The following is a 2,880-nucleotide window of genomic DNA, read 5'->3' as shown; positions in this document are numbered from 1 at the left end:
GTCCCCGCGAGGCACCCGCCACCGAGGATCTCCCGGGTTCTCCCAAAGCCCCACGACGAACAGGTGCGGGTCGTCAACCGTGCAACCGATCAGGGCCGTCGAGTCCCCGGACGCCGATCCGTCGAACGCCAGGACCACCCGGTCACGCTTACCCACCCGGCGGTCCTCGTCGGCACGCTGGTCGAACAAGCCGAACGGAAGCCACGACTCCGAACCGCTGACCCACTGACCGAGACGGAGCTGACGGAACACCGGCTCCCGTAACGTCCGCTGAGCCGACGCCAGACCATCCTCGGAGAGGAAGTCACCGAGGGCCGGGTTCGCCGCTGCCCACGCCTTCCGGTCATCCGTCGCGCACCCCTCCGGGGCCGAGAACTCCTTCAGGTAGAACGCGGGGTCATCCCCACGCCGGCCATGCTCCACCAAGCTCCACATCACACAATCGGGCGTCGTGGAGGGAGTCGAGATCGCCAACGTCAAGGACTCCGGGCGTTTACCCACCACCGAGGACGCCGCCTCCCAAACCGCGGGCGTGACCACGTGCAATTCGTCGATGACCAGCAAAGACGGGTCGAATCCGTGGAGCGCCGCCGGGTCCGCCGGCAACGCACGGATCGAGGCGTCGTTCTCCGGGACCTCGATCCGGTCCCGATACACGTGCGCACGCTCCGCAAGCTCCGGCGACAACTCGATCATCCGGCGAGCGAGGTTGAGGACAATGCGGGCCTGCCTCTCGTCGGAGGCCACGACAAGCACCTCCGCGGACGGTGGACCCACGAACAGCTCCGCGACGGCGAGCGCAGCGGCCAGGGCACTCTTACCGTTCGCACGGGGCAGGGACACCACCGCGGTACGCACCCCATCGGCGTACGCGCCACGCACGATCTCCGTCTGCCACGGCCGCAACCGCAGCGGCTTCAGCGCACCGACCCCCTTCGGCACATTCACGTACGTCTTGACGAACCGCTCCCGACGACGAGCACGGTCAGTCGGCCACCCCTTGAACGACAGCGGCGCCGCCTCGATCTTCGATTTTGGCCCGGCCTTGATAGCCACTCATCCCACCCCCTGAACCGATGATCCCACGATGTGAGACGGAAACTTAGCCTCCCGGCGTGGGTCCGGGTCGCTTTCACCTGGGGGTATACCCCCTGGGGTCTGGTTGGGTCGTTGAGCGCCTCGGGCGCGGTTGCAGGGTCCACACACCACCGTGACGTCTTGGAGCCTTATAGCGCGTCCTAGGGCTTTCCGTCGCCATGCTTCTTCACTGTGGTCGAGCTGGAGGTCGTGCGGGGTTCCGCAGTCGGCGCAGAACGGTTGCAGCTTGCGGGCCCGCTTGGAGAGTCGATCCCACTGGGAGTCGTAGCCTCTCGCTCGGGGGCTGGACTTCCGGTTGTGCCGTTCACGTTCGACGTGGGGTCCGCACTCGGGACACCTGGGGGTGTCGACTGGTGTGCCGCAGTCGATGCACGGTCGTAGTGTCATGCCGGGTCCTCGAGGCCGGCCACCCTGTGCAGATAGGACGAGAGGAACTGGAGTCCGAGAGGTGTGTGCACCGCGGGGACAAGCTCTTGGTACAAGTCGAGGACGGCGAAGATCAGTTCGGTGGCTCGCTTGGCTTCGGTCGTCTCAGCGAGGATGGCGTTGATGCCGGCGAAGTCTCGGCGCCCGTGGTGTGCGACGAGGGCCGCGGCACGCCTGTTGTCGGCGGCGGTGATGGACAGGTGTTCTCCGGGCTCAGTCATTGGTGGTCTCCTGGTCTGCGGTGTCGTGGATGGCGTCGGCGAGTTGTCGTGCTTCGGTCCGGGTCATCTGTGCGAGGAGGCCGGCGAACTTCAACTCGATGGGACGACGCGGGTCCGTGGACAGATGCACGGTCACGCGGCTAGTGGATCGGATTCTCACGAGGGGTTCCTTCCGAACTGGAGGACGTTGGGGGGTGGTGCAACATCTGCAACAAGTGCGTCAAGTGGGACGTCCAGACCTCCCGTTGTTGCACTTGTTGCACTTGTTGCAGCTCCGTAGAGGCCGCGTCCGTGCTTCTGGAGTCGGCCCGCATCTACTGCACGGGTGAGGTAGGAGCGGACGGTGGTGCCGGGGAGTTGCACCGCGGCTTCCACTTGCTTCGGTGTGACGGGCCCGTGCTCGGTGACGTATCGGATGATCGACGCGGCGAAGTCTCCGAGGTTCTGGGTGGCCTTGCCGTTCTGCGCTGCCTGGGCGGCGTCGTCGAGGCTGTCGCCGTTGAGGACCCATTCGCCGTCGGTGACGGTGACGCTGTACTCCCCCTCGATGACGTCGCGGCCGGTGACGCGGATGAGCCCGGTGTCTTCGTTGCGGGCCCGCGAGAGGTTGATGGTGAAGTCCGCCGCGCCGTTCAGGCCGTTGGTCCCGGAGGTGGAGTCCATCCAGTCCGCGCCTTCCGCCTTGCGAACGTGGTGCACGACGAGGAGGGTGGCGCCGGGGTCCCGGTCGACGTACCGCTTGAGTTTCGCTCCGATGCGGTAGTCCCTCTCGTAGGCGGATTCGCCGGGGGTGGACGGCGGCATGACGCGGCCGAGGGTGTCGAGGATGACGAGTGGTGCCTGCCCTGCGTTTGCGTCAAGCCATGCGTCGAGGACCTCGAGGACGAGGAGCGGCGGGACGTCGGTGGCGAAGTTCATCCTTGGGGGGATTGGTTGGTCGTGGAGGAGTTTCCGGGCGCGGGCCTGGACTCGTCGTTCCCCGTCTTCGAGCGCGAGGTAGAGGACCGGGCGGGGGTTGCCGACGTCGATGTGGCCGAACGCTTTGCCGCCGGCCGCGACGGCGAGGCCGAGTCCCATGACGGCCCACGATTTGCCGGCCTTGGGTGGCCCGGTGAGGAGTCCGAATCCTTCGGGG

4 protein-coding genes are annotated in these 2,880 nt (G+C 66.7%); all 4 read right to left on the bottom strand.

What is annotated here, in order from left to right:
- Positions 1 to 1,056, bottom strand: a 1,056-nt coding sequence (locus tag DCI01S_RS16235) for a terminase large subunit domain-containing protein (RefSeq protein ID WP_061230178.1), incomplete at its 3' end; no start/stop codon positions are given.
- A 425-nt stretch (positions 1,057 to 1,481) separates the two neighbouring features.
- Positions 1,482 to 1,745: a hypothetical protein gene (locus DCI01S_RS16230; protein WP_061230177.1), complete on the bottom strand. Its 264-nt coding sequence runs from the start codon at positions 1,743 to 1,745 to the stop codon at positions 1,482 to 1,484.
- Complete coding sequence (locus DCI01S_RS17455) at positions 1,738 to 1,881, bottom strand: hypothetical protein (RefSeq protein WP_156482664.1); 144 nt, start codon at positions 1,879 to 1,881, stop codon at positions 1,738 to 1,740. Before DCI01S_RS17455 ends, DCI01S_RS16230 begins: the two co-directional genes overlap by 8 nt.
- A gap of 20 nt (positions 1,882 to 1,901) precedes the next feature.
- A partial coding sequence (locus DCI01S_RS16225) for an AAA family ATPase (protein ID WP_061230176.1) occupies positions 1,902 to 2,880 on the bottom strand: 979 nt, incomplete at its 5' end.

The organism is Dietzia cinnamea NBRC 102147 (assembly GCF_001571065.1).
Lineage (GTDB): Bacteria > Actinomycetota > Actinomycetes > Mycobacteriales > Mycobacteriaceae > Dietzia > Dietzia cinnamea.
This window is presented reverse-complemented; position numbering and strand designations above follow the sequence as displayed.